18 protein-coding genes are annotated in these 19,812 nt (G+C 73.1%); 15 read left to right on the forward strand and 3 right to left on the reverse strand.

What is annotated here, in order from left to right; all coding sequences use genetic code 11:
• Positions 1-46: 46 nt before the first annotated feature.
• Positions 47-493, reverse strand: a complete 447-nt coding sequence (locus AB0K25_RS31445) for an SCP2 sterol-binding domain-containing protein (RefSeq protein ID WP_208566655.1) — start codon at positions 491-493, stop codon at positions 47-49.
• Positions 494-856: 363 nt separating this feature from the next.
• Between AB0K25_RS31445 and AB0K25_RS31450 the strand changes: the two genes are divergently transcribed.
• The 9 genes from AB0K25_RS31450 (at position 857) to AB0K25_RS31490 (ending at position 8,568) form a co-directional block, all read left to right on the forward strand.
• Positions 857-2,146 (forward strand): nucleotide disphospho-sugar-binding domain-containing protein, encoded by a 1,290-nt coding sequence (locus AB0K25_RS31450; protein ID WP_219462705.1) that lies wholly within the window; start codon positions 857-859, stop codon positions 2,144-2,146.
• Entirely contained in the window at positions 2,143-2,985 is an 843-nt protein-coding gene (locus AB0K25_RS31455) for an alpha/beta hydrolase (protein WP_363823970.1), read from the forward strand. Before AB0K25_RS31450 ends, AB0K25_RS31455 begins: the two co-directional genes overlap by 4 nt.
• A 112-nt stretch (positions 2,986-3,097) precedes the next feature.
• Entirely contained in the window at positions 3,098-4,339 is a 1,242-nt protein-coding gene (locus tag AB0K25_RS31460; RefSeq protein WP_208566658.1) for a cytochrome P450, read from the forward strand.
• A 56-nt stretch (positions 4,340-4,395) separates the two neighbouring features.
• Complete coding sequence (locus AB0K25_RS31465) at positions 4,396-4,626, forward strand: (4Fe-4S)-binding protein (protein ID WP_208566830.1); 231 nt, start codon at positions 4,396-4,398, stop codon at positions 4,624-4,626.
• On the forward strand, positions 4,626-5,372 hold the full coding sequence (locus AB0K25_RS31470) for an SDR family oxidoreductase (protein ID WP_357016196.1): 747 nt from the start codon (positions 4,626-4,628) through the stop codon (positions 5,370-5,372). The genes AB0K25_RS31465 and AB0K25_RS31470 overlap by 1 nt, the downstream gene beginning before the upstream one ends.
• Positions 5,373-5,567: 195 nt before the next feature.
• Positions 5,568-6,404 (forward strand): alpha/beta hydrolase, encoded by an 837-nt coding sequence (locus tag AB0K25_RS31475; protein ID WP_219462711.1) that lies wholly within the window; start codon positions 5,568-5,570, stop codon positions 6,402-6,404.
• Positions 6,397-6,966 (forward strand): TetR-like C-terminal domain-containing protein, encoded by a 570-nt coding sequence (locus AB0K25_RS31480; protein WP_219462713.1) that lies wholly within the window; start codon positions 6,397-6,399, stop codon positions 6,964-6,966. The genes AB0K25_RS31475 and AB0K25_RS31480 overlap by 8 nt, the downstream gene beginning before the upstream one ends.
• On the forward strand, positions 6,963-7,337 hold the full coding sequence (locus tag AB0K25_RS31485; protein WP_363823972.1) for a DUF4260 family protein: 375 nt from the start codon (positions 6,963-6,965) through the stop codon (positions 7,335-7,337). Before AB0K25_RS31480 ends, AB0K25_RS31485 begins: the two co-directional genes overlap by 4 nt.
• Positions 7,338-7,635: 298 nt before the next feature.
• Entirely contained in the window at positions 7,636-8,568 is a 933-nt protein-coding gene (locus tag AB0K25_RS31490; RefSeq protein ID WP_363823974.1) for an oxidoreductase, read from the forward strand.
• Between the two features lie 108 nt (positions 8,569-8,676).
• On the opposite strand, the gene AB0K25_RS31495 is transcribed toward AB0K25_RS31490, so the two are convergent.
• Positions 8,677-9,717, reverse strand: a complete 1,041-nt coding sequence (locus AB0K25_RS31495; RefSeq protein WP_308290787.1) for an alpha/beta hydrolase — start codon at positions 9,715-9,717, stop codon at positions 8,677-8,679.
• Positions 9,718-9,977: 260 nt separating this feature from the next.
• Between AB0K25_RS31495 and AB0K25_RS31500 the strand changes: the two genes are divergently transcribed.
• Positions 9,978-11,345: an FAD-dependent monooxygenase gene (locus AB0K25_RS31500; RefSeq protein ID WP_219462716.1), complete on the forward strand. Its 1,368-nt coding sequence runs from the start codon at positions 9,978-9,980 to the stop codon at positions 11,343-11,345.
• 173 nt (positions 11,346-11,518) lie between these two features.
• The gene (locus AB0K25_RS31505) at positions 11,519-12,478 is read left to right on the forward strand and encodes a hypothetical protein (protein WP_255597612.1); all 960 of its coding nucleotides are present in this window, start codon (positions 11,519-11,521) and stop codon (positions 12,476-12,478) included.
• A 124-nt stretch (positions 12,479-12,602) separates the two neighbouring features.
• On the opposite strand, the gene AB0K25_RS31510 is transcribed toward AB0K25_RS31505, so the two are convergent.
• A complete protein-coding gene (locus AB0K25_RS31510) occupies positions 12,603-13,589 on the reverse strand; it encodes a LacI family DNA-binding transcriptional regulator (protein WP_208566834.1) in 987 nt (328 codons plus the stop codon).
• 219 nt (positions 13,590-13,808) lie between these two features.
• Here AB0K25_RS31510 and AB0K25_RS31515 point away from each other — a divergent pair, with 219 nt between their 5' ends.
• The 4 genes from AB0K25_RS31515 to AB0K25_RS31530 all read left to right on the forward strand — a co-directional run bounded on the left by AB0K25_RS31515 (position 13,809) and on the right by AB0K25_RS31530 (position 19,772).
• The gene (locus AB0K25_RS31515; RefSeq protein WP_357534379.1) at positions 13,809-15,203 is read left to right on the forward strand and encodes a PHB depolymerase family esterase; all 1,395 of its coding nucleotides are present in this window, start codon (positions 13,809-13,811) and stop codon (positions 15,201-15,203) included.
• A 292-nt stretch (positions 15,204-15,495) separates the two neighbouring features.
• Positions 15,496-16,563, forward strand: a complete 1,068-nt coding sequence (locus AB0K25_RS31520) for a hypothetical protein (protein WP_363823977.1) — start codon at positions 15,496-15,498, stop codon at positions 16,561-16,563.
• 117 nt (positions 16,564-16,680) lie between these two features.
• Entirely contained in the window at positions 16,681-17,379 is a 699-nt protein-coding gene (locus AB0K25_RS31525; RefSeq protein WP_219462720.1) for an SDR family NAD(P)-dependent oxidoreductase, read from the forward strand.
• A gap of 299 nt (positions 17,380-17,678) precedes the next feature.
• Positions 17,679-19,772: a cellulose binding domain-containing protein gene (locus AB0K25_RS31530; RefSeq protein ID WP_363823979.1), complete on the forward strand. Its 2,094-nt coding sequence runs from the start codon at positions 17,679-17,681 to the stop codon at positions 19,770-19,772.
• Positions 19,773-19,812 lie beyond the last annotated feature (40 nt).

Raw genomic sequence — 19,812 nt, forward strand, 5'->3', positions numbered from 1 at the left:
GTTTTGGGGGGGGGGGGGCGGCCCCCCCCCCGCCGCCGCGTCCGGGTCAGGGTTTCGGGATGTCGAACAGGGTGGGGATGCGCATGGCCAGTCCCCGGTCGCCCTTGGCCTTCATCCGGCCCAGCACGAACATGGTGACCGGGTTGGCGCTGCTGCTGACCAGCTTGAGGAAGTCGATGTCGCTGAGGGTCAGGGTGAGCCGGGGCTCCCGGTCCGGCCGCTCCGACAGCACACACTCGCCGCCGGCGATCACCATCTCGTAGGTGTCCACCGTGCCCTCGCGCCGGTCGCCGACGCTCCAGTGCAGGACGGCCTCGGTGTTGCCGGCCCGGTCGGCCCGGAACAGGGTGGGCATCCGGACGAAGATGCCGTCGAGGATGGTGCGGCGGTGCGGGCCGCCCATCACCCGGCGCAGTTCGTCGACGGGGGTGGCGGTGACCAGTCGGGCGAAGTCTCGGGGTTCCATCAGGGCAGGGTCGGCGTCGGCGAACATAGGGGTCCCTTTCGTCGTACGGGCAGGGAAGGCCGTGCCGGCAGCTGGCCGGGCGGTCGCGCGCGGCGCGAGCACGACGGCGGCCGGCGGTGCCGCCGTGCGGGGCACCCGACCGGTGGGCGGCCGGTAGCTGGGGTGGGGCCGCCTGTCCGTCGAGTATGGAGAGGTCGGCGGCGGGTTCCTACTTCGACGATGCCCGGTGGCCGACGGGGAAAGGGCATGTATGGAGATGTCCGGGGGCGACCGGGCCGAGATCATGGTGGGGAGGAGGTCGACGGGGGGCGCAGCAGCATGTCCGCGTGCCGGTCGTGTCCCGGCCGCCGCGCCTGCCGAGCCAGGCCACACCGAGCTGAGGGAGACCGGATGAGAGTGCTCTTCGTGCCGCACGCCAACAAGGCGCACCTGCACATCATGACGCCGTTGGCGTGGGCGCTGCGCACGGCCGGACACGACGTCCGCGTCGCCAGTCAGCCCGAGATCGCCGACGCCATCATCGCGGCCGGGTTCGTCCCGGTCGAGGTGGGTCGGACGCGCACGGAGATGCCGGCGTTCTACCCCGGGGTACGCCCCGGCGAGGCGCCTGCGGTGGTGATGGCGCCCGGTGAACGCCAGGAGATGCCGTTGCAGCAGGACTTCCCCCGGGACAACCCGTTGGAGAAGCTGTCCCGCGCGTCCTGGGGTTTCGCGTTGTTCTCCACCGACGAGATGATCGCCGACCTGGTCGCGCTGATCGGCTCGTGGCGGCCCGACCTGGTGGTCTGGGACTCCATGGTGTACGCCGCGCCGGCCGCGGCCACCGTGTGCGGGGTGCCGCACGCCCGGATGATGATGGGCCCGGACGGGATCACCCAGCTGCGCCGGGCCGCCCGGGACGAGGGCGATCCGCTGCGTGACTGGCTGGACCGGGTGTTGACCGGCTACGGCACCCGGTTCGACGAGGACGTCGCCGTCGGGCACTTCACCATCGACCCGATGCCGCCGTGGCAGTACCAGCCCGACGGGCTGCACCTGGTGCCGGTGCGGCACATCGCGGTGAACCCGCCGGCCCGGATCCCCGACTGGTTGCGGGAGCCGCAGCAGCGGCCCCGGATCTGCCTCACCCTCGGCGAGTCGCACCGCAACGGGCGCGGCACCGAGGCTCCCGCCGCCGATCTGCTGGACGCGGTGAGCGGGTTGGACGCCGAGGTGATCGCCACCTTCAACGCCAAGCAGCTCGCCACCATCCCGAAGCTGCCGGACAACGTCCGGGTGGTCGACTTCGTGCCGCTGGCCATGCTGCTGCCGAGCTGCGCGGCGATCGTGCACCACGGCGGGGCGGGCACCTTCGCCACCGCCATCGAGCAGGCCGTCCCGCAGTTGATCATTCCGGGGACGCACTGGGGCTTCCAGTGGTGGGGGCCGCTGGCCCACGCCAACGGCCTGCAACAGCAGGGGGCCGGCCGGTTCGTCGCCGACGCCGACCACCTCACCTCCGAGGCGCTCGCCGAGGATCTGGCCCGGGTGCTCAAGGACCCGTCGTTCAAGGCGAACGCCGAACGGCTGCGGACCCAGGTGGCCGGCCTGCCCACCCCGAACGACCTGGTCCCGGCGCTGCACCGGCTGGTCGACCAGTACCGCGACGTGGCCGCCGCACGGGCCGGGCGGCCGGCATGACCACACCGCTGCGGTTGACCACCGACGCCGGCACCTTCGACGCGCTGACCGCCGGCCCCGCCGACGGCCGGGGCGTGCTGCTGCTGCACGGCTTCCCCGAGGGGGCCGTCGAGTGGGAGCACCAACTCGCCGCGCTGGGCGCCGCCGGTCACCACGCCGTCGCACCGGACCAGCGCGGCTACTCCCCCGGGGTACGCCCCGACGACGTCGACGCGTACCGGATGGACGCCCTGGTCGCCGACGTCGTCGCGGTCGCCGGGCAGCTCGGCTGGGACCGGTTCGACCTGGTCGGGCACGACTGGGGGGCGGCGATCGGTTGGGCGGTGGCCGATCGGCACCCGGAGCTGCTGCGCACCTTCACCGCGGTGTCGGTGCCGCATCCCCGGCCGTTCGCCGACGCGCTGGCCGCCGATCCCGACCAGCAGAGCCGCTCGGCGTACCTGGCGATGTTCCGGCAGCCGGGGCAGGCCGAGGGGATGCTGCTGGCCGACGACGCGGCGTTGCTGCGCCGGATGCTGGGCGCGGCGGTGGGGCCGGCGAAGCTGGCGACCTACCTGGACCGGTTGACCGCGCCGGGCGCGCTGACCGCCGCGCTGAACTGGTACCGGGCGACCCGGCCGGAGGACGTCGAGGCCGGACCGGTCGACGTGCCGACGCTCTATGTCTGGGGCAGTGCCGACATCGGTGTCGGGCCGGTCGCCGCGCACGGCACCGCCGCCTGGGTGAAGGGCCCGTACGAGTTCCTCGCCCTGGACGGGGTGTCGCACTGGGTGCCCGAGGAGGCCCCCGACCGGCTCTCCGCGGCCCTGCTCGCCCATCTCGCCCGGCATCCGGGATGAGCCGGCCCGCGCCGCCGCGGCGCGTCCCGGGTCGCCACCGGGTACGCCGTCGGCTCCGCGTGCCGGGTCGCCACCGTCCGGGCCCACCGACGCACACCGCGAAAGGACCGTGATGACCGTCAACAGCACATACGCCGCCGATGCGGCGTCCACCGGGGAGGCACCCGACTTCCCGATGCCCCGGACCTGCCCGTTCGCCCCTGCCCCCGAGTACGTCGGGCTGCGCGCCGAGGCGCCGGTCAGCCGGGTCCGGGTGCCGGACGGGCAACTCGCCTGGCTGGTCACCCGCTACGCCGACGTCCGCCGGCTGCTGACCGACCCCCGGGTGAGCGCCAACCGGTTCCACCCCAACCTGCCGCTGACCGAGCCGGTGACCCCGCAGACCCGGCGCAACATCGCCGCGGTCGGCCGCTCGCTGATCGGGCTCGACCAGCCGGAGCACGGTCCGCAGCGGCGGATGCTGATCGGTGACTTCACGCTGCGCCGGGCGCAGGAGATGCGTCCGCACATCCAACGCACCGTCGACGAATGCATCGACGCGATCCTGGCCGGGCCGAAACCGGTGGACCTGGTCGCCGCGTTGGCGCTGCCGGTCCCCGCCTCGATGATCACCAAACTGCTCGGCATGCCGTACGAGGACCGCGACCTGATCGTGCGCAGCGCCGACGCGCAGCTGCGCCGGACGGTCTCCGCCGAGCAGCGCCAGCAGACCAGCAGCGAGCTGCGGGCCTACGTCGACCGCCTGGTGACCGCCAAGGAGGCGGAACCGACCGACGACCTGCTCGGTCGGCTGGTGGTGCAGAACCGGCAGACCCCGCTGTTCGACCACGACATGCTCGTCGGGTTGGCGATGCTGCTGCTGGTTGCCGGCTTCGAGACCACCGCCAGCATGATCTCCCTGGGGGTGGCCGGGTTGTTGGAGAACCCCGACCAGCTCGCCGTGGTCACCGGTGATCCGGCGGCGATGGGCCTGGCGGTGGAGGAGCTGCTGCGCTACTTCACCGTCGTGGACGCGCTGCCCCGGGTGGCCACCGCCGACATCGAGGTCGGCGGGGTGACCGTCCGGGCCGGCGACGGGCTGCTGCTGTCGTTCGCCTCCGCGAACTGGGACACCGACGTCTTCCCCGACGCGGAGGTGTTGGACGTCCACCGGGGCGCCCGGCACCACATGGCCTTCGGCTACGGCATCCACCAGTGCATCGGGCAGAACCTGGCCCGCGCCGAGCTGGAGATCGTCTTCCGTTCCCTGTTCACCCGGATCCCCGGGTTGCGGTTGGCCGAGGAGCTCGACGGCCTGCCGTTCCGCAAGGAGTCGAACATCTACGGCCTCGACCGGCTGCCGGTGACCTGGTGAGGGGGACCGCGGTGGAGGGGGGTGAGCCGGTGGGCGCGGAGGAACCGACGACGACGCTGGTGGTGAGCCGTGGCCTGTGCATCGGCGCCGGGCAGTGCGTGCTGTCCACGCCGGACCTGTTCGACCAGAGCGAGGACGGCCGGGTGCTGCTGCGTCGGCAACCGGTCGACACCGAGGAGGCCCGGGTCGCGGTCGACCTCTGCCCGTCGGGCGCGCTGCGGCTGGCCGCCGGGCGGTCCGGGCCGGTCGTCGACGACCAGGACGCCACGGCGAAGGGGTGGGGCTGATGACGGGCACGGGTAACCGGATCGCCGTGGTGACCGGCGGCGGGCGGGGCATCGGGCAGGCGATCTGTCAGGGCCTGGCCCGCCGGGGCATGGACGTGGTGGCGGTGGACCTGGTCGACCCGATCGAGACGGTGGCGCTGGTGGAGGGCGAGGGGCGCAAGGCCCTCGGTGTCACCGGGGACGTCTCGGACCCCGACGAGGTGGCCCGGATCGGCGCGGAGATCACCGCCGGGATGGGCGGCTGCCACGTCCTGGTCAACAACGCCGGCATCTATCCGGCCAAGAACATCTTCAAGCTGGAGTACGAGGCCTGGCGCAAGGTGCTGGCGGTCAACCTCGACTCGCAGTTCCTGATGACCAAGGCGGTGCTGCACCACATGTGCGAGGCGCGGTGGGGGCGGATCGTCAACCTCACCTCCAACTCGGTCGGCCTGGCCCTGCCCGGGTTCACCCACTACATGGCCAGCAAGATGGGGGTGATCGGGTTCACCCGGGCGCTCGCCAGCGACGTCGCCTCGTACGGCATCACGGTCAACGCGGTCGGGCCGACGCTGTCGCGTACCCCCGGGCTCGCGGAGAGCCCGATGGCGGGGGCGGCGCAGGAGCACGTGGCGGCGATGCAGGCCATCAAGCGGCCGGGCGAGGCGCAGGACGTGGTCGGCACGGTGGCCTTCCTGGCCAGCGACGACGCCGCCTTCGTCACCGGGCAGACCATCATGGCCGACGGTGGTCTGGTCCGGCTGTGAGCCGCACCGGGCCACAGAGTCACTTTTAAGACATCAACTACCAATTCGTGAGGATTGTCCGACCGGACCGGCGTGCGGGTTTCCCGATCCCGCCCGCCGGTCCGGCTGGCGTGCTGAGCTGGTCACGAACCCCGCCGACCTCCCCCGACAGCAAAAGCTATTGCGATTAGCTTTTGAGCTAGCTAAGCTAGCCTCATGACCGGTTCCCGGAACGCTGACCCGCCCCCGACCCGCTACCTGCACCGCGCCGAGGGCCGCATCGCCTACGACGTCCAGGGCAGCGGCCCGCTCGTGCTCCTCGTGCCCGGCATGGCAGAACTGCGCTCGTCGTACCGTTTCCTCACCCCGACCCTGGTCGACGCCGGCTACACGGTGGTCACCACCGACCTGCGCGGCCACGGCGACAGCGACACCACCTTCACCTCCTACGGCGACCCCGAGACGGCCGCCGACATCAGCGCCCTGATCGACGAACTCGGCCGACCGGCCGTCGTCGTCGGCAACTCACTGGCCGCCGGTGCCGGCGTCATCGTCGCCGCCGAGCACCCCGCGCAGGTCTGCGGGCTCGTGCTCGTCGGGCCGTTCGTCCGCAACCCCCGACAGCCGCCGGGCATGCGCAGCCTCTTCCACCTGCTCATGTCGCCGCTGTGGGTGGCCCACGTCTGGAAGGCCTACCTGCCCACCCTCTACGCCGGCGCCAAGCCGGCCGACTTCGCCGACTACCGGGCGGCCGTCGTGGCCAAGCTCCGGCAGCCCGGCTACGGCGCGGCGTTCTCCCGCACCGCCCGGCAGACCGACCACCGCTTCGCCGAGGCGCGGCTCGCCGAGGTGGACACCGCCGTGCTGGTCGTCATGGGCGAGCGCGACCCCGACTTCAAGGACCCGGCGGCCGAGGCGGCCTGGATCGGCGAGACCCTGCGCGGTGAGGTCGTCATGGTGCCCGACGCCGGCCACTACCCGCAGTCCCAGCAGCCCGAGCTGACCGCCCGGGCCGTGCTCGACTTCCTCAGCAGGGTGCACGCCCGTGCCTAGGGCCGGCCTCACGACCGACGTCGTCGTCGCGCGCGGCGCACAACTGCTCGAAGCCCACCCCACCGACGAACTGACCCTCGCCGCGCTCGCCGACAGCCTCGGCGTCCGCGTCCCGTCGCTCTACAAGCACATCGACGGCCTTCCCGGGCTCCGCCGGGGCATCATGCTCCGCGCCAAGGCGAACCTGTCGGCGGCCGTCGCCCAGGCGTGCATCGGCCGCGCCCGCGACGACGCGGTCCGCAGCCTGGCCGCCACCTACCGCACCTGGGCCCGGCAACACCCGATGCAGTACCCGATGACCATCCGGGCACCCGAACCCGACGACGTCGAGGACCAGCAGGCGAGCGCCGCAGCCCTCCAGGTGATCTACAGCGTGCTCGCCGGCTACCAGCTCCTCGGCGACGACGCGATCGACGCCACCCGGTTCCTACGCTCGGTCATCCACGGCTTCGTCAGCCTGGAGACGGCCGGCGCGTTCAAGCTCGCCGCCGACCTCGAACGCAGCTACGACAGGGCCGTCAACAGCATGCTGACCGCCCTGGAGAACTGGAAGCACCCGTGAGCGCCGTGCCCGCCCGGGGCAACCCGCCGGCCACCCCGGTGCCGGTCCTGCACCGCGTCGAGGGCGCAGCCGTCGCCGGGGCCGCCGTCGTCCTGCTCGTCCTGACGGGCTTCGCCTGGTGGTGGCTGTTCGCCCTGTTCCTCGTCTTCGACCTGTCGATGCTCGGCTACGCGGTCGACCACCGAGTCGGCGCGATCGTCTACAACCTGGGACACACCTACGTCGCCCCCTTCGTCCTGCTCGCCGGGTACGGCCTCGCGCACGCCCTCGACGCGACCGGATGGTCGGTGCTCGCGCTCGTGGCCGCCTGCTGGTTCTTCCACATCGGCGTGGACCGGGCACTCGGCTTCGGCCCGCGTCCCCTGCACTGAACCCGGTCGACGGCACCGGGTCGGCGACGCCCCCGCAGCCCCGCACGGAACCCGCCGACGGCACCGGGTCCGCGACGCCCGCCGCACGCCCCGGCGCGTCCCGGCCGCCGCGTGGCGGCCACCACCAGGCTCACGCAGGGTCACCCGGTGCCCGACACGCTGCACCGGCCTGCCGGATGGTGACCGGGTCGTCCGGAAGGATGGCCGACGGGTGGCGGGCGTCCCGCCGGCTCCCGCCGCCCGGCAGACCCGCACACACGGGCGTCGCCCCGCGCGGCGTCCCCCGAGGGGAGCAACGGTGACACTGTCGGACAGGCTCGCACCGGAGGCCGGCCGGCTCCGGCTGGGCGACGGGTCGAGCGTCAACCGGTTGGGCTTCGGCACCATGCAACTGCCCGGTCCCGGTTCCTTCGGCCCCCCGGACGACCACGCGGCGGCGCTGACCGTGCTGCGCAGGGCGGTCGAGCTGGGGGTGAACTACCTCGACACCAGTGACTTCTACGGCCCGCACGTGGCCAACGACCTGATCCGCGAGGCCCTCCACCCGTACCCCGACGACCTGGTGATCGGCACGAAGATCGGGGTGGTACGCGACAACTGGGGCGACTTCGTGCCCGCCGGGGCCCCTGACCAGCTGCGGCGGCAGGTGCAGGAGAACCTGCGCCGGCTGGGCCGGGACCGGTTGGAGCTGGTCTACCTGCGGGTCGGCGGGGACGGGCTGCTCCGCCCGGGCGGGGCCCGGTTCTCCGAGTCGTTCGCGATGCTGGTGCGGCTGCGGGAGGAGGGCCTGGTCGGCGACGTCGGGCTCAGCGGGGTCACCCTGAAACAACTGGACCAGGCCCGGGCGACGATCCCGATCGCCGCGGTACAGAACCGGTTCCACCTGCTCGACCGGGACTGCCTGGACGTGCTGCACCGGTGCACCGAGGAGCAGATCGCCTTCGTGCCGTACTTCCCGCTGGGTGCGGGGCTGCTCAGCGGGCGTACCGGGCGACCGCAGCTGCCGTTCGGGCCGGACTTCAGCGCCACGCAGCGGCGTACCGTCGACCGGATCGCCGACGGGCACGACGCCACCCGCGCGCAGATCGCGATCGCGTGGTTGCTGGCGTACTCACCCGCGATCCTGGTCATTCCCGGCACCAGCTCGGTGCGGCACCTCGAGGAGAACATGGCCGCGGCCCGGCTGCGCCTGACCCCGGCGGACCGCGCCGCGCTCGACGCGCTGGCCTGACCGGCTCCACCCGGGCACCCACGTCCCGGCCGGCTGGCGGCACCCGCGCCGGGCCCCGATCCGCCGGTGCCCCGCACGTACGACGTGCGGGGCACCGGGCGCCGTGGATCAGGCGGCGCAGCCGGCCAGCGCCGGAGTCGGAGTCGGCGCCCCGGGCAGGCCGAGGAACAACCTGGTGCAGTCGATGAGGAACTGCGGGTTCTCCTCCGGGACCCAGTGGCCCGAGTCCGGTACGACGACCTGCCGCACGTCGGTGGCGACCTGCCGGTAGGAGGCGGCGACCCCGGGGCCGAAGGAGAACGCCGCGCCCATCGCCACCACCGGCACGGTCACCGGCTTGGCGGCGGCCTGTGCCCGGTTGTCGGCGATGTCGGTGTTGAACGCGCGGTAGTACTCGTAGCCGGCCGTCCGGTCGGCCGGGTCGCGGTAGGCGCGGTAGTAGACCGGCCGGTCGATGGTGTCGTGCTGGGACGAGAAGTCGAAGATCCGGTCCAGGTAGACCTCGACGTCCGAGTTGTCGATGAGCAGCTCGGGCGTCGGCGCCGGGGTGGCGTTGAACAGGAAGTGCCAGCTGCGGCTGTAGAGGTCCTCCAGGCCGAAGCCGGAGAGCGCGGTCTCGATGACGATCATCCGGGACACGTCGGCCGGGTAGTCCCGCGCCCACGGGTAGGCCACCAACGCGCCGACGTCGTGGCCGAGCAACTCCACCCGGCCGAGGCCGAGCTGCTGGGTCGCGGCGTGCAACCGGCGGGCGGTGGTGGCCTTGTCGTACCCGCCGGCCGGCGCGGCGGAGTCCCCCAGACCGGGCAGGTCGAACGCGACGACCGTCCGGCCGGCGCGCAGCGCGGGCAGCACCGGCCGCCATGCCTGCCAGGTCTGCGGCCAACCGTGCAGCAGCACCAACGCCGGTCCGTTCCCCCCACGCACGTAGTGCAGCCGGGTCCCCTCGACCTCGACGAAGCCGTGCCGGAACCCGGGGGGCAGCGCCCGGTCGGCCGTCCCGGCCGGACCGGGCGGACCGGCGACCGCGTTGGGGGCGGCGACCAGCAGGAGCACGAGCCCGGCCACGGCGGCGACGACCCGACGCCACGGGTGGCGGCGCGGCACCGGGTCACCGGCAAAGACGGACGTTCGCGGGAAGCGGCGCACGAGGAGTCCTTTCGTCCGGATCAGCACTGTCAGGTGACGCGGAGGCCGCGGCCGGGGCAGGCCCCGACCCGCCCGTGCCGGACCGGGCGACGGCGCCCCGGCGGGTCGGTACGGTCGCCCCGCAACACGTCGTACGACGACGGATGGGATTCGCGCCGTCGCATCATGTCACCCTTCCCCGGTACGGTGACCACGTCAATGGTCGATGAAGCGCACGTTGCGAGACGACAGGACGACAGCCGTACGCCTAGCGTCGGAGCATGGCGACCGACAGCGCGGTGGTGGTCGGCGCGAGTATCGGCGGGCTGCTGGCCGCCCGCGTGCTCAGCGAAACCCACGGCCGGGTCACCCTGGTCGACCGCGATCCCCTGCCCGAGCAGGCCGCCAGTCGACGCGGGGTGCCGCAGGGCCGACAGCTGCACGTGCTGCTGGACCGGGGACGGCAGGTACTGGAGGAACTGCTGCCCGGGGTGACCGACGAGCTGGTCGCGCTCGGTGCGCCCCTGATCGACCTGCACGGCGACGTGCGCTGGTACAACGACGGTTACCTGATGCAGCCGGCGGCGTCCGGACTGCGGGCGATCGGGGTGGGCCGCCCCCTGCTGGAGCAGGTCATCCGCAACCGGGTGGCCGCGTTGCCCGGGGTGACCATCCTGCCCGGCCACGAGGTCACCGCCCTGACCACCACACCGGACCGGCGACGGGTGACCGGCGTACGCGTGCACCGCCGGGCCGACGGCCCCTCGACCACCCGGGAACTCTCCGCCGAACTGGTGGTCGACGCCGGTGGGCGGGGCACCCGCAGCCCGGTGTGGCTGGCGGAACTCGGCTACCGCCCCGCCCCGGAGGAACAGGTGCCGGTCGGGCTGACCTACGTCACCCGGCTCTACCACCGTCAACCACAGCAGCTCGACGGGCTGCTCGGGGTCCTCACCAACGCGGTGCCCGGTCGTACCCGCGGTGGGATCGTGGCGGTGCAGGAGCAGGACCGGTTCGCGGTGGCCCTCAGCGGCATGTTCGGCGAGGAACCGCCGCTCGACGACGCCGGCCTGCTCGCCTTCGCCGACAGCCTGCCGGCGCCGGAGATCGGCGCGTTGCTGCGGCAGGCCCGCCCGCTCGGTGCGCCGGCCCGGATGCGGTTCCCGGCCAGCGTCCGCCGCCGCTACGAGCGGCTGCGCCGCTTCCCCGCCGGTTACCTGGTCTTCGGCGACGCGCTGTGCAGCTTCAACCCGATCTACGGGCAGGGCATCACGGCGGCCGCGTTGCAGGCGGTGGAGCTGGCCCGGCTGCTGCCCGCCGGGCCGCACGGGCTGGCCCGGCGGTTCTTCCGGCGGGCGGCCCGGGTGATCGACATGCCGTGGTCCATCGCGGTCGGCACCGACCTGCGCTTCCCCGAGGTCCCCGGCCCCCGGTCGGCGCGGGTCCGGCTGACCAACGCCTACGTGCACCGGCTGCACGCCGCCGCCACCGCGAACCCGACGCTCGGTGCGGCGTTCCTGCGGGTGCTCAACCTGGTCGACCCACCGCGCCGGCTGCTCGCGCCGACGGTGGCGGCGCGGGTGCTGCGCGGGTCGGACGGTTCGGCCCGGCGGTTCGACAGGCCGAGAAAAGTCGGCACGCTCGAATAAGACCGCACCGGTACGCGTCGGCATGCTGTGAGCGGGCAGCGGTCGCTGCCCGGCGGGTGCGACGGCACACGGCGTCACCCGTCAGGCCCGGGGCCCGGTGGGCCGGGCGCCTGCCGGGTCGGGTCGCTGTCGGTCGGCCGTGGGCCCGCCCGGATCGGCAGAGACGAGGCACCATGGCCCTGCGAGAAAGCCCCGATTCCCCGGCACCCCGCCGGCCGGTGTCGCCGACGCCGGTGCGACCGGTCTCACCGGCACCCGCCCGGCACGGCACCGCCGCCCTGGTCAGCGCTGCCGCCGGGGTGCTGTTGGCGGTGCTCTGGTCGTTCGAGTTCGTCGACTCGGTCATCGGTGACACGGTGGCCAACAACCTGCTCGGCCACGACGCGAAGGCGACCGCTATCGGCGGCACCGGCGCGGGGCTGCTGTTCGCCTTCGTGTCCGGGTTCGCCGGCACCTTCACCGCCTGCAACATCGCGATGGTCGCGTCGGTCGGGCCGCTGAGCCAGGCCGGATCGCCCACCCGGCTGCGCCACCAACTGCGTACGCTGGTCCGCCCGGTGGGCTGGCTGGCACTGGGGATGATCGCGGTCTCCGCGACGTACGGCGCGGTGGGGGTGCTGATCGGCGACAGCCTGCCGCAGCTGTCCACCGAGACGGTAGGTGGCATGCCGGTCCGGCTGATCCAGTCGTCGGTGGTCTTCGGGGTGATCGGGTTGGTGCTCGCCCTGCTCGGGCTGGGTGCTCTCGGGCTGGTGCCCGACGTGTTCGCCCGGCGGCCGGTGGCCCGGGTGGTGCTCATCGGGGCGCTGATCGGCGGTTTCCTCATCGGACGGCCGTACCCGCTGTTCAACAAGCTCTTCCACTGGGCGGTGGAGACCGGCAACCCGCTGTACGGCGCGGCGGCGTTCACCCTCCAGTCGCTGGGCAACATCGTCATCGTGACGCTGCTCTTCGTCGTCGTCGTGCTGGTCACCCGGGGAGGCTTCCTGCGCTGGATGACCGACCCGACCCGCTCGGCGCTGGTCACCGGCGCCCTGCTGGTCGCCCTCGGCGTCTTCACCGTCGTCTACTGGGACCTCCGGGTCCCGGCGATCTTCGGCATCGGCTGGTTCCCCACCATGCCCTACAACTGACCCACCCCAACCCCGCCGCCAACCCCGTTGATCAAGAGGTTTGCGTCACCGTTGATCTCCAACCTGACGCAAACCTCTTGATCACCGCCGCCAGGTGGGGGTGGGGGTGGGGGTGGGGTGGGGGTTAGGTGGGGGGTGCGGTGACGCTGGAGCGGTGGACCAGGGTGGGGGCGATGGTGTGCCGTTCGACCGCTCCCGGGCCGGCCTCGATCTGGCGTAGCAGCATCGCCAGGCCGGCGCGGGCCACCGCGTCGAAGTCGGGGCGCACGGTGGTCAACGGCGGGATGAAGTACGCCGCCTCCGGCACGTCGTCGAAGCCGACCACGCTGATCTCCTCCGGCACCCGACGCCCCCGCTCGCTCAGCGCCCGCAGCACCCCCAGCGCGAGGTGGTCGTTGGCCGCGAAGATCGCCGTCACCTCCGGCATCCGGGCCAGCATCTGCCCGCAGCGGTAGCCGGACGCCGCGCTCCAGTCGGCCGACAGCACCGGCGGCACCTCCGCGCCGGCCGCCCGCAGCGCCGCCCGCCAGCCCTCGACCCGGCCGGCGCTGTCGAACCAGTCCGCCGGGCCGGAGACGTGCCACACCGTGCGGTGCCCGGCGTCCAACAGGTGCCGGGTGGCCAGCCCGGCCCCCGCCGCCTGGTCGACGGTGACCAGCGCCGCCTCCCGGGCCGGATCGCCGTCGACGGTGACCAGCGGCACCCCGTGCGGCAGGTGGTCGAGCGCCTCGTCGGCCGAGGCCACCGGGGCGATCACCACGATGCCGGCGACCCGGTGGTCGAGGTGCCGCTCCACGGCGGCGGAGATGGACCGCCGGTCGAGGGTGCTGACGCTGCCGACGCTGACCGCGAAGCCGGCCGACGCGGCGGCCTGCTCCAGGGCCGCCAGCAGCGACGCCGGACCGTACAGGGTGCTGTTCTGGGCGACCACCCCGATCAGCTGGGAGCGGCCGGTGACCAGTGCCCGCGCCGCCCGGTTCGGTCGGTAGCCCAGCTCGGCGATGGCCGCGCGGACCCGTACCCGGGTCTGTTCCCGGACGTTCGGGTGGTCGTTGAGCACCCGGGAGACCGTCTGGTGGGAGACTCCCGCGAGGCGGGCGACGTCCGTCATCGCAGGACCACGCATGGGGTCATTATCCACTGGCGTGGTCCCGCCGTTCGCCGGTGTCCACGCCCGGCGGCGACCGGAAGTTCCGGTGGTACGGGTCGCCTTGCGAGCCGACGACAGGCTAACGATACTCATGGATGTTCCTGAGCCGGACATGATCGAGCGCCGGGCAGCCTCGATCGGTAGATCCGTATGTCCGCGATCCTCCGGAGGAACCCGCCCATGAGATCCAGGATCAAACTGTTCGGCACCGCCCTGGTCGCCGCCGCGCTCACCGCGCTGGCCGCGATCGCCGCCCCCACCCCGGCCTCGGCGGCGGCGCTGACCCAGGTGACCAACTTCGGGGCCAACCCGAGCAACCTCCAGATGTACCTGTACGTGCCGAACACCGTGGCTCCCCGACCGGGCCTGCTGGTGGCGGTGCACTACTGCACCGGCAGCGGTCCGGCGTTCTACTCCGGCACCCAGTACGCGGCCCTGGCCGACCGGTACGGCTACATCGTCATCTACCCGTCGGTGACCCGCAGCAGCAAGTGCTTCGACGTCTCCTCCCCGCAGGCGCTGCGCCGCGACGGGGGCAGCGATCCGGTGGGCATCAAGTCGATGGTCGACTACGTCCGGGCCCGGTACCCCGTCGACCCGAACCGGATCTTCGCCACCGGCACCTCGTCCGGGGCGATGATGACCAACGTGCTGCTCGGTGACTACCCGGACGTGTTCGCGGCGGGTGCGGCCTTCGCCGGGGTGCCGTTCGGCTGCTTCGCCACCACCGACGGTTCGGAGTGGAACAGCCAGTGCGCCAACGGGCAGGTGACGAAGACCGCGCAGCAGTGGGGTGACCTGGTCCGCAACGCCTACCCGGGGTACACCGGCAAGCGGCCCCGGATGCAGTTGTGGCACGGCACCAACGACGAGACCCTGCGCTATCCGAACTTCGGCGAGGAGGTCAAGCAGTGGACCAACGTGCAGGGGTTGAGCCAGACGCCGACGTTCACCGACACCCCGCAGGCCGGCTACACCCGTACCCGGTACGGCGGTAGCGGCGGCACCGCGCCGGTCGAGGCGATCAGCATGCAGGGAGTGACGCACAACCTGCCGGTCGACGCGGCGCAGGCGATCCGGTTCTTCGGCCTGGACGCCCCGCCGACCACCACCCCGCCCCCGACCACGGCACCGCCGACCACCCCGCCCCCGACCACTCCGCCGCCCACCACCACGCCGCCTCCGACGACGCCGCCGGTGCCGACCACCACGCCGCCGACGCCGTTCCCGCCCACGCCCACCACCCCGGGCCCGGGGGCCGAGTGCCGGATCGCCTACACCGTGAACGCCTGGAACACGGGCCTGACCACCGCGATCACGATCACCACCCTCAGGGACACCGGGATCAACGGCTGGAACCTGGCGTTCACCCTGCCCGCCGGGCAGACCATCACCAGCGGCTGGAACGCGACCTACTCGCCGACCAGCGGGGCGGTCACCGCCACCAACGTCTCCTACAACGGCTCGATCCCCCCGGGTGGCTCGGTCAGCATCGGCTTCCAGGCCAACCACACCGGCAACACCGCGAAACCGCCCTTCTTCACCCTCAACGGCTCCCCCTGCGCGGTCGTCTGACCGCACCCACTGGCGGTGATCAAGAGCTTTGCGTCAGGAGAACCGGTCCGGGTGACGTAAACCTCTTGATCACCGCCGCCACCGGGACCGCCGGCGGCGGCGGTCCGCACTAGCGGGTGGGGGTGGTTTGGTGGATGTGGGGACGGGGGTGGGTGGATAGGGTGGCGGCGACGGGGGGTCGCCCGGGGATGCGGGGCGGCGGCCGGCGCGGGAACGGCGGGTTCGCAGCCCGGTGGGCCAGCCGCAAGCGACCGAGCCGTCGTCACCACCGGTCGTCCACAAGGGAGCATGCATGCGTCTGAATCGATCGATGAAACTGGTGCGGTACCGGTTGCCCGCGTTCGCTCTCGGTCTGGGCGTGGTCACCCTCGTCGCCACCCCCGCCGCCGCCGTGCCGGCGGGCGTCCACCCGGCGGGCCCCGCCACGGGCGTCGCCTCCGCAGCCGCCCGTCCGGGCGACGCGGCGGCGCAGGCCCGCACCGTGGGCACCGCCACCCGCCCCTCGGCTGCGCGGGCGGCGGGCTGGACGCCGGTGCCGGGTACGGCGCAGGCCCGGTCCGCGCCGGCCACCGCCACCTACGGGGGCGACCTGCACGTCTTCGTGCAGGGCCCCGACGGGCAGGTACGGGTCGACCGATACGACACGAACACCGACGCCTGGTCCGGCTGGTCCACCGTCCCCGGTGACGCCATGGCGACCTCGGCACCGGCGGCGGCCGTCTACGGCGGGGAACTGCACCTGTTCGTGCAGTCCGACCAGAAGATCCGCACCAACCGGTACGCCCTGGACACCGGCGCCTGGTCCGGCTGGAGCACGGTCGGTGGCACCACGTCGGCGTCGTCGGCCCCGTCCGCCACCGTCTACGGCGGCCAACTGCACCTGTTCGTCCGGGGCGCGAACGGCAAGGTCCGCACCAACCAGTACACGCTGGACACCGCCGCCTGGTCCGGCTGGGCGACCCTGGCCGGCCCGACCGGTGCCAACTCGGCCCCGTCCGCCGCCATCTACGGCGGTGACCTGCACGTCTTCGTCCGGGGCACGAACGGCAACGTGCGCACCAACAGGTACTCGCTGTCCACCGGGGCCTGGTCGGGGTGGAGCGACGTGCCGGGCACCGCACGGGCGGCGTCCGCGCCGGCCGCCCTGGTCTACGGTGGCGGGCTGCACGTCTTCGTCCGTACCGGCGGCGACGACCTGCGCACCGCCTGGTATCTCCAGGATTCCGGCGCGTGGACGGGCTGGAGCACGGTCGACGGCCCGGGCCAGACGATCTCCGCTCCGGCGGGAAGCGTCTACGGCGGTCTGGTGCGGCTCTTCGTCCGGGGTGCCGACGACGAGATCTACCAGGGCCAGCCCTGACGGTTGCCGCTGCGCCGCCGCCCCGTCCACCGACCCGGTGGGCGGGGTGGCGTCGTGTCGCGGGCCGGGCGGTGGTCTGCGGAGTCCGGGCCGGACGGTGGTGGCTAGAGTCCGGGCATGGATGCGCAGGGGCGACGGGCGGTCGTGGTGGGCAACAGCGACGGCGTCGGGCTGGCCCTGACCCGGCAACTGGTGGCGGCCGGCTGGACGGTCGCCGGGGTGTCCCGCAGCGGCAGCGACCTGACCGCCCCCGGGTACACCCACCACGTCGCCGACGTCACCGGCGACACCTACCGCACGGTGCTGGCCGGGGCGGTCGACCGGCTCGGCGGGGTGGACGTGTGCGTCTACGCGGCGGGGGTCGGTGAGTTCTTCGACCTCGGTGACCTGGCGGCGCAGACCCGGGCGCTGGAGGTCAACCTGATCGGTGCGGCGCGCACCGTGGAGGTGGTCGTGCCGGCGATGGTGGCCGGGGGCGGCGGGCACCTCGTGGGCCTGTCCAGCCTCGCCGACGCCGCCCCGTCGGCCCAGGCACCCGGGTACGCCGCCGCCAAGGCCGGGTTGACGTCGTACCTGGTGGGGTTGCGGGGCGCGCTGCGCCCGCACGGGGTGCGGGTGACCGTCGTGCGGTTCGGGTTCGTCGACACCAAGATGGCGAAGTCACCGGTCAAGCCGATGCTGCTCAGCGTGGAGCGGGCCGCCGACGTGGTGCGCGACTGCCTGCGTACCCGGCCGGCGGTCGTCTCCCGGCCCCGGCGGATGGCCGTGGTGGTGCGGGTGGCCGGGGTCGCGGCGAGGGTGGCTGCCCGGCGTTGAGCCGTCCCGGCCGTGCGACCGGGCCGACCGGCGGCACGGCACGGCATCACCCGGGCCCACCGCCTTGAATTCGCGACGATCGTCGTGGGATTCTGGTGCGTCGATGGCTGCCGCGCGCGGGGCTGACAGTCGTCCAGGGCAACCGGGAGCCGTTGGGTTTCCGGGGGACGGCGACAAGCACGACGGAACGACGCCAGCACTCCCGTCCATCAGTCCCGCCCGCCGTCTCGACGCCCTCGTGGGCGACGCAACCCCGACCGGCCGGGCGGTGTGCTGTGGTGACCCACGAAGGAACCCGTATGAACAGAGATTCCGCCCCGTCGTCGCGCCCGTCGCGTCGCCGGGAGCGCTGGACGGCGCTCGCCGCGAGCCTGCTGCTCGCCACCGGTGGGCTCGCCGTGACCGCCCCGTCGCCCGCCGACGCGGCGGCCGACCCGGTGGCCGTGACCGTCAACGCCAACGCCGGGCTGGCCACCGTGCCGGCCACCGCGTTGGGCGTCAACCACGCCATCTGGGACTCCCAGCTCGGCACGGCCGAGACGTCGGACCTGCTCAAGGCCGCCGGGGTGCGGATGATGCGCTACCCGGGCGGCTCGTACGCCGACATCTACCACTGGCGTGACCACACCGCGCCCGGCGGGTACGTCGCCCCGAACACCGACTTCGACACGTTCATGGCCGCCGCCCGGCGGGTCGGCGCGCAGCCGATGATCATCGCGAACTACGGCACCGGCTCCCCCGCCGAGGCCGCCGACTGGGTGCGCTACGCCAACGTCACCAAGGGGTACGGCGCGAAGTGGTGGACGGTCGGCAACGAGAACTACGGCAACGGGCACTACGGGTCGGCCTGGGAGGCCGACGACCACGCCGACAAGAGCGCCAGCCAGTACGCCCGGCTGGTGGTCGACTACGCCGACGCGATGAAGGCGGTCGACCCCACGGTCAAGGTCGGCGCGGTGCTGACCATGCCGGGGAACTGGCCGGACGGGATCACCGCCGGCAGTGACCCGGGCCCGTGGAACCGGACCGTGCTCTCCATCGCCGGCCCCAAGATCGACTTCGTGGACGTGCACTGGTACCCGGGTGGCACCGCCGCCGAGTCGCTGGCCCGCACGGCCCACATCGACGAGGCCGCCCACCTGCTGCGCGACCAGCTCGCCCGGTACGCCGGCCCGAACGCCACCCGGATCGGCATCAGCTTCACCGAGCTGAACGTCGGCACCGGGCAGAACACCCAGCCGGGCGCGCTGTTCCTCGCCGACGCCTACAGCGACCTGCTGGAGAACGGCGTCTTCACCGTGCAGTGGTGGAACGTGCACAACGGCATCGGCACCGTGTCGCAGGTGGGCGGGCAGACCGACTACGGCGACTTCGGGCTGCTGTCCAGCGGCGGGTGCACCGCCGACAACTCGGTCTGCGAACCGCCGCTGAACACCCCGTTCGCGCCGTACCACGGGCTGTCGATGATGAACCTCTTCGCCCGGCCGGGTGACCAGTTCGTCCGCGCCGCCACCGACGAGCCGCTGGTCACCGCGCACGCCGTGCGGCGGGCCGACGGGGATCTCGCGGTGCTGCTGGTCAACAAGGACCCGGCCAACGCCCGACCGGTCACCATCGACTACGCCGGCTTCACCCCGTTGGACGCCGCGCCGACGACGTACTCGCTGACCAACGGGGCGTCCGGCGTGGTCACCGGGCAGTCGGGCAGCGCCGCCAGCCGGACGCTGCCGGCGTACTCGCTGACCACGCTGGTGCTGCGGCCCTCGTCCCCGGTCACCGCGCACCCGGCCCCGCCGGGGCAGCCGACGGCGAGCGGGGTGACCGACAGGTCGGCGACGATCTCCTGGTCGCCGGCCCCGCCGAAGGGCGCCCCGATCGCCAAGTACGAGGTGTACCGGCAGAACGGCACGGTCAGCGAGCAGCTCGGTGAGACGGCCGGCACCTCGTTCACCGTGGACAACCTCGTCCCGGGCACCCGGTACACGCTCAACGTGCTGACCCGGGACACCGCCGGGAAGGTGTCCTGGTCGTCGTCGCCGGTCACGTTCACCACCGCCGGCCCGGCCGACAGCGCCTGCACCGTCCGGCTCACCACCGCCAGCGACTGGGGCAACGGCTGGGTCGGCAACGTCGAGATCGTCAACAACGGGGCGAACCCCGTCGACGGTTGGACGTTGACCTGGAGCTGGCCGACCGGCTGGCAGCAGGTGAGCAGCGGCTGGAGCGCCACCTGGACGCAGACCGGGCGTACCGTGACGGTCGCCAGCACCGACGACAACCGGCGGATCGCCGCCGGGGGCAGCACCACCGCCGGTTTCGTCGGGTCCTACGGCGGCCCGAACGTCCCGCCCACCGGTTTCGTGCTCAACGGCACCCCCTGCACGGTGGGGTGACCGGGCGGGGTGGCCGCCGCAGCGGTGCTGCGGCGGCCAC

Origin of the sequence: Micromonospora sp. NPDC049257 (assembly GCF_040678915.1) — a bacterium.
GTDB lineage: Bacteria > Actinomycetota > Actinomycetes > Mycobacteriales > Micromonosporaceae > Micromonospora > Micromonospora antibiotica.

Coding starts and splice junctions, on each gene's coding strand:
- AB0K25_RS31445 (WP_208566655.1), bottom strand. CDS start 493: ATGTTCGCCGACGCCGACCCTGCCCTGATGGAACCCCGAGACTTCGCC.
- AB0K25_RS31450 (WP_219462705.1), top strand. CDS start 857: ATGAGAGTGCTCTTCGTGCCGCACGCCAACAAGGCGCACCTGCACATC.
- AB0K25_RS31455 (WP_363823970.1), top strand. CDS start 2,143: ATGACCACACCGCTGCGGTTGACCACCGACGCCGGCACCTTCGACGCG.
- AB0K25_RS31460 (WP_208566658.1), top strand. CDS start 3,098: ATGACCGTCAACAGCACATACGCCGCCGATGCGGCGTCCACCGGGGAG.
- AB0K25_RS31470 (WP_357016196.1), top strand. CDS start 4,626: ATGACGGGCACGGGTAACCGGATCGCCGTGGTGACCGGCGGCGGGCGG.
- AB0K25_RS31475 (WP_219462711.1), top strand. CDS start 5,568: ATGACCGGTTCCCGGAACGCTGACCCGCCCCCGACCCGCTACCTGCAC.
- AB0K25_RS31500 (WP_219462716.1), top strand. CDS start 9,978: ATGGCGACCGACAGCGCGGTGGTGGTCGGCGCGAGTATCGGCGGGCTG.
- AB0K25_RS31505 (WP_255597612.1), top strand. CDS start 11,519: ATGGCCCTGCGAGAAAGCCCCGATTCCCCGGCACCCCGCCGGCCGGTG.
- AB0K25_RS31510 (WP_208566834.1), bottom strand. CDS start 13,589: ATGACGGACGTCGCCCGCCTCGCGGGAGTCTCCCACCAGACGGTCTCC.
- AB0K25_RS31515 (WP_357534379.1), top strand. CDS start 13,809: ATGAGATCCAGGATCAAACTGTTCGGCACCGCCCTGGTCGCCGCCGCG.
- AB0K25_RS31520 (WP_363823977.1), top strand. CDS start 15,496: ATGCGTCTGAATCGATCGATGAAACTGGTGCGGTACCGGTTGCCCGCG.
- AB0K25_RS31525 (WP_219462720.1), top strand. CDS start 16,681: ATGGATGCGCAGGGGCGACGGGCGGTCGTGGTGGGCAACAGCGACGGC.
- AB0K25_RS31530 (WP_363823979.1), top strand. CDS start 17,679: ATGAACAGAGATTCCGCCCCGTCGTCGCGCCCGTCGCGTCGCCGGGAG.